Annotated in this window: 7 protein-coding genes and 1 pseudogene; 3 read left to right on the top strand and 5 right to left on the bottom strand. The window is 41.6% G+C overall.

Going from position 1 to position 6,033, the window contains the following annotated elements; genetic code table 11:
* Nucleotides 1-920 (bottom strand): AI-2E family transporter (locus tag IQ242_RS14440; RefSeq protein ID WP_193960442.1); only part of this gene is annotated, 920 nt, incomplete at its 3' end.
* A 21-nt stretch (nt 921-941) separates the two neighbouring features.
* Nucleotides 942-1,115, bottom strand: a complete 174-nt coding sequence (locus IQ242_RS14435; protein WP_167341553.1) for a hypothetical protein — start codon at nt 1,113-1,115, stop codon at nt 942-944.
* 403 nt (nt 1,116-1,518) lie between these two features.
* Here IQ242_RS14435 and IQ242_RS14430 point away from each other — a divergent pair, with 403 nt between their 5' ends.
* Nucleotides 1,519-1,920 carry an FHA domain-containing protein gene (locus IQ242_RS14430; RefSeq protein ID WP_193960441.1) on the top strand — a complete coding sequence of 134 codons (402 nt, stop codon included), beginning with the start codon at nt 1,519-1,521 and terminating at the stop codon, nt 1,918-1,920.
* Nucleotides 1,921-2,074: 154 nt separating this feature from the next.
* The gene (locus tag IQ242_RS14425; RefSeq protein WP_193960440.1) at nt 2,075-2,467 is read left to right on the top strand and encodes a DUF4278 domain-containing protein; all 393 of its coding nucleotides are present in this window, start codon (nt 2,075-2,077) and stop codon (nt 2,465-2,467) included.
* A gap of 134 nt (nt 2,468-2,601) precedes the next feature.
* Here IQ242_RS14425 and IQ242_RS14420 read toward each other — a convergent pair whose 3' ends face one another.
* Nucleotides 2,602-3,192 carry a DUF4276 family protein gene (locus IQ242_RS14420; protein ID WP_193960439.1) on the bottom strand — a complete coding sequence of 197 codons (591 nt, stop codon included), beginning with the start codon at nt 3,190-3,192 and terminating at the stop codon, nt 2,602-2,604.
* Nucleotides 3,192-4,376: an AAA family ATPase gene (locus IQ242_RS14415; protein WP_193960438.1), complete on the bottom strand. Its 1,185-nt coding sequence runs from the start codon at nt 4,374-4,376 to the stop codon at nt 3,192-3,194. Before IQ242_RS14415 ends, IQ242_RS14420 begins: the two co-directional genes overlap by 1 nt.
* Nucleotides 4,377-4,708: 332 nt before the next feature.
* Between IQ242_RS14415 and IQ242_RS14410 the strand changes: the two genes are divergently transcribed.
* Nucleotides 4,709-5,845, top strand: coding sequence for a geranylgeranyl reductase family protein (locus tag IQ242_RS14410; RefSeq protein WP_193960437.1), 1,137 nt, complete (start codon nt 4,709-4,711; stop codon nt 5,843-5,845).
* On the opposite strand, the pseudogene IQ242_RS14405 reads toward IQ242_RS14410, so the two are convergent.
* Nucleotides 5,822-6,033, bottom strand: a pseudogene (locus IQ242_RS14405) (3-dehydroquinate synthase); the annotation flags it as partial. The gene IQ242_RS14410 and the pseudogene IQ242_RS14405 overlap by 24 nt on opposite strands.

Here is a 6,033-nt window from a genome sequence, read left to right as displayed (position 1 = left end):
AAAAACAACTGGGCCAACAGGGTAAAAGCGGGTAAGAGCTTGAGCGATCGCACTGTTAAAATGGGCAGCGGTGAATGATGGTCGAAATATTGAATGAACAGATAAATACTGCTGTAGAGTAGTAAAACCGCCCAGGGTTGCCAGGGAGCTTCCAGAAGGGCGATAGAAAAGGGTAAAATCGTGCTTAGAACCGGCCCGAGGTTGGGGATAAAGGTGAGAAATCCTGCCAGAATAGATTGGGAAAAAGCGAGGGGAATGCCAATCAGGGATAGACCCAAGCAACTGCCCAAGGTCATAATCAACATATGACAGAAAATCCCTTTCAGCCAAGCTTTTAAATCTCGATCGCACTGTTCTAGGATCGATCGTACTCTAGGACGGTAGAAAGCGGGAAATAAACGCAGAAAACAACGGTGGTAAGCGGCAGGATCGGCGAGAATCATCAAGCTCAGGGCAATAATTAGCAGTAAGCTGAGGATAATGCCGAAAGTACCGTAAAAAATGCTTAAACCCCGGCCAGCAATTTGGTTAATCAGGGGTTGTAATTGAGCCAGCAGCGTTTTAAAGTCTGGGAAGACAGTGGCCAGACTAGGATCGAGATAATCCTCAAGACTATGGACTTGTCCCCAGAGTCTTTCTATAGCTTGGGGAAGTAAACTAAATAATTGGCGAAATTGTTGGACTAAAGCGGGTATAATCCCCACAAAAATACCGATAATACCAATAAAAAAGCCAAAAAGAGTGATAATTAGGGCGGAGGAACGCTTGAGGTGATGACGCTGCCACCAAGTCACAGCCAAATTTAAAATCTGAGCCAGAAGAATCGCCATCAATAATAATAAAAGAATCTGTCGAATCTGCCAGAGAATCAACAGACAAAAGACTAACAGGACTAAACCGAGGCTGCTGCCAAAAGTCATGATGAGTAAGGAGAAAAATTCCTAATCAGTTATTGTCCGTCTCCAGAGGGCAAAAACCGTGAGCAGAAAAGGAGTAAAAACCAGAATTAAAGTGTTAAGAGGACTGGGAGCGATCGATAATAAAGGGGCAAGATATTTAATTCCCAGGGAAATCAAAGCCGATATCAAGATTATTTTGATAATAAAGCCGCTCATAGATCAATGTTTAGGTGACACCAGCACTATCTTATCCCTGAAGAGGTTAAAAATTGCTCAAAATGTGGAAATCATACCCCATCAGTTTTATTAATACTAGGGCGAAGGGGCTAGATTTTCTGGGGGAGGTCGGTTCTGAGGGAACGGGAAAGTGTGAGACAATAGAAAGAAAAGGCTTAGTCAATTAACTAGAGATATTCATTGCTAGGATTAAAGACTTATCCTAAATCCGGTTATTAAAAACTGATTATTTATTCCCCCTTTTGCCTCTTGCCTCTTGCCTTTTGCCCGTCCTGATATGTAGCCTATACTCAACGGATTTAGTATTAATGGCAAGAATGAATCTTGACAACAAATAAAATTTACCCTGTCCACCGCCTCTATCTTGCCGCCAATAGTCACCGTGATCACTTTAACTCTTTTACACCCCAGCCAGTCCACGCCCCTACAACATTGGCAGTTTGACAATGATCAATCAACCATTCTCATCGGCAGGGCGCTGGATAATCATGTAGTTCTCTATAGTGCTGTGGTTTCGAGGCGGCACTTAGAAATCCGCCATAATAATGATCACGATGATTGGGAATTGGAAAATTTAGGGGCAAATGGGACGTTTCTCAATGGCAAACCGCTCGAGAAAACCGTCGTCGTTGATGGCATGGTGGTTCGTTTAGCCGCCTCCGGCCCGCAAATTCAAATTCGTCTCATCAATGAGGACGAGCAACCAAAATTAATCCTCAAACCCCTAGAGGCTCCTTTGGTGGGCGACCAAACCCAGCCGGAAAAGGATACTATAGCCAGCTAGAAAATATTAAATTTTTATAAAGTTTTTTCAATTTCCTTAACAAAATGTAAAAATAGATACAGAATAAGAAATAAAATCTTCTAACTTGTTGTCCCTAAATAGAGACGACAAGAGAGATTAAAGTCACTTTAAAGCATTGCAGGGAGTCGGTGATATGACGTTAGCCTATCGAGGAGTTAAGTACGAAAGGGATTCTCTCCCCTTGGAGATGAAGACCGGAGATATCGGGGGTAAATACCGAGGTCAAGACTGGAATCACCATTATCCTCGCCATATGCTCCAATTAGAACCGAAACTGCATCGTCAGTATCGTGGAGTTGCCTACAGCACCCGTCCTCATCTTACCGGGCAAGTCATCCCCAGCACTTGTCCGTTGCCCGTTGTCAAACCCCCTGTTGTTGTCCAAGAGGAAACCCTTTCTAGCATCCATCTGAACAATATTCGTCGTCGTCTGGAACGTCGTTTACAAATCGCTCAAGAGAATGGTGACGAAACCCTCGTTAATCTCTTGAAAAAAGAATCCCAAGACTTAGCCTTAAACTGCTAGATTAGCGATTTTTCCCCACTTTCCCCTCGGTTCTGCCGGGGGGAATATTTTTGGGAGTAAAAATGACACCCAGAGAAATTATCACCCTAGTTACGATCTTACAGGCTTTTAATTATATTAGGTCGAGGTCTATTTTAGTTCTGGTTCGGATTGGGGCGTTGTATCATTTCCACAACATTTTTGATACCTTGGATAAAAGTTTGAAAACTACGGGATTTATTTTCAGTTAGGGAAAGATGGGGGGCAATCTGTTTAGAGTGGGTTCCTGCATAATACTCTTTCACTAGCTTTTTTAATTCTTGTTTGGCCGAGTTAAGCAGGTCTGGTTCTCTGTATTTACTTTGATTTTGTTTTTGACCGAGACTATTTAAATTATACGCCTTGGCCACCGCTGCTAAATCTCCCAGAAACCAAGATTCTAATTCATGGCAAATAATCCGAATTAAGACTTGAGCATCACTGGCATTTTGACAAATTTCCCCTAGTTCTTTTTTGAGTTTTTGACAATCGTGGGAATCCTGATCATGGACAATAATAAATTTGGTATTGGGACTAGATTTCTTGAAAGCTTTGAGTTTTATAGGAATAGATTTGGCTAGGTCTTGTTTACCTTGATGACCAATACATATATAGCTTATTTCTGGGGGAATAAGTTTAGGCAAAAGTTCTTCTAACACATTTTTTATAGATGACTCTTCTAGCAAAAATACGATATCATAGTTCATTAGGGTTCTACTCCTTCAAACCAGCCTTGATTCCAAAGATAGCCGGGTAAATCGCCTTCCGCTACTAAGTTTTTGAGGATTTCGCTATCGGCAGCCCTATGGATTTGTGTGATACCTTGGGATTTAATTAGCCAGAAAATACTAGCTAGTGGAACCGCATTGATAAAATCGGGGGAGTGGCTAGAAACAAATACCTGACCCCCCCGATCGCTATAGTGGGCGAATTCTTCGGCTAGTTCTTTTAATAAAGTAGGATAAAGTTGGTTTTCTGGTTCTTCGACACAGAGTAGGGGATGAGGATTGGGATCGAATAGTAATATTAAATAAGCGAACATTTTCATAGTCCCGTCAGAAACATAGCGATCAATAAAAGGGTCTTTAAAGGCCTGATCTTGAAAACGTAAAATCAAGCGACCGTCTTCGGTTTCTTTGGCTTCCACAGAGGAAATACCCGGAACTCGTTGTTTCATTTTTTCGAGAATTTGCTGAAAAATTTTGGGATATTGTTGATAAATATATTGAGCGACTGTAGCTATATTGTCGCCAGTGGTGGATAAGTGTTCAGCATAATATATTTCTTTACTTCCTCTAGCTTCGCTAATATGAAAGTCAGAAACGTGCCAATTTTCAATCAGAGAACGAAAGGCTGTAGCGGCTTTAAAACGTTGAAATTGTCCTAATCCTTTGATTGCTAGTATATCATTAGATTCTAGCTGTTGTTCTTCTCGATCGAGTTCTTTATCCGGTTTACTAAAATCTTCTTCGTTGGTGATAGCATATCCTTGACCAAGTTGAAAATCTAAAAAATGAAAAGGTTTACCGTGTTCACCCCGTTTATAGCGAAGTATTTCGCGTTTGATAACGGGGCGATTATTGTTTTGTCCAATTATGATTTGATAAGTAACCAGACGTTCTGTATCTAAGATTTTCATGCGAAATTGCAGCTCGATTTCAATATCTTCCTGTTCTTGACCTCTAGTGATAATTTCTCTATAACCGCCGCGAATTTGTAAAGCTTGGCGAATGTTGTTTTTGAGGGCATCTCGCAGAAAACCAAAAATATCAAATAGAGTAGATTTTCCCGTGCCGTTAGCTCCAATAATCACACAAAAAGGGGGAATATCTCTTATGTGTATATTTTTAAACATACGATAGTTTTTTATTTTAATAGAAACAATTTTCATGATATAATCGAGCCGTTATAGTTTTTTTGATTATACGATTGATCCGGTGAAGATAAGTAGGTAGGCGTTAAAAATTATCAGACACCCCCCTTATCAAGGGGGTATCGAACCTAAAATCCATTTTTAATTTAATTATAACCAGCTACTTAATTGATCAATTAGCTAAAAAAGCCAGAGATTAGGCTCTCTGGGAAATTGGGGGATAAATCAGCTAGAAAATAGAGAGGCAAGCTCAACCGACTGAAGAAGGGACAAGAAACCAGACTCAACACAAGTTGCCCAAAATAGCGTAAATTGTCTATAAATTTGTTCAACGACTTCAATTAGTACAAATGTTTGACTGTATTATCATCGGTGCGGGACCAGCAGGAGCGACGGCGGGTTATCATCTAGCTAAAAAGGGACGATCGATCCTGATCCTCGATAAAGCGAAATTACCCCGTTATAAACCCTGTGGTGGGGGGGTATCCCCAGCAATTAAGCAATGGTTTGATTTTGACTTTACTCCCGTGATCGAGAATACCGTCACGGAAGTACAGTTTACTTGGAAACAGGGGGATACCGTCACCACTAAGTTAAATATGCTAGAACCGATGTGGATGGTACAAAGGGATCGTTTCGATGATTTTTTAGGTCAACAGGCGATCGCAGTCGGGGCAACTATCCAAGATAACAGCGAAGTTACCCAGATCAAATTCATCCAAGATCACTGGCAAGTTACCACATCCCAAGGAACATTTTCAGGTAAATATCTGATTGCTGCCGATGGTGTTAAGGGTAATACCAGTCGCTGGTTGGGATTACCAGCGAAAAACGAAGCGATCGGGGCTACTCTGGAAATTACTAACGCAGAAGCGACTATTCCACCCCAAAAAGCTTTTTTTGATTTTGGTTCCCTAAAAAATGGTTATATCTGGGCTTTTCCCAAGTCTAATGGTTACACAATTAGCGGTGCTTGTTTTAAGGGCAGCATCAAATCCGAGGAGCTAAAAAAACAACTGTTAAATTATGCCCGTCAAAAGGGCTGGAATTTAGAGGATTATCACTATAGTGAGTATGCTTTAGCTTTTTGGAACGGAAATCAACCGCTACACGCCCAAAATGCCCTAATTACAGGAGAAGCGGCGGGGATTCTCGATCCTCTCATCGGTGAGGGTATCCGTCCGGCAATTTTGACGGGAGTTAAGGCAGCCGAGGCGATTGAGCGAGCTTTAGCCGGAGATAATCAGGCTTTAGCGAGCTATAGTCGGATAATTCGGGAAGAATGGGGTGAAGATATGGCTTTAGCGGCCAAATTGGCTGGTTTATTCTATCAATTTACCCAAATCGCCTACAATGTCGCCGTTAAACGTCCGATCGCCGGTCAACTGATGGGACGTATTCTCGTGGGAGATTTAAAATACCGGGATGTTACGGAACAAGGGATGCAACAATTGAAAAAGCGTTTACTGCCTGGATTCGGTTGGTGATAACACCTCGCGCACCAGGGTGGGGGTGACTCGATCGCTAATGGTCACTTGGCCGATTGCCGTTGGTAAAATAAATCTAACCTTGCCATCTTTAACCTTTTTATCGGCAGTGAGAGCATTAACCATCTCATCGGCATTTAAAGGCGGCATACTGGTTTCTAAGGCGGCTTTTTCGATTAAATTAGTTT

The sequence above is a fragment of the Microcystis sp. LEGE 08355 genome, from assembly GCF_015207185.1.
Lineage (GTDB): Bacteria > Cyanobacteriota > Cyanobacteriia > Cyanobacteriales > Microcystaceae > Microcystis > Microcystis panniformis.
Note: the sequence above shows the minus strand (reverse complement) of the source record. Positions and strands in the feature narration are given on the sequence as shown.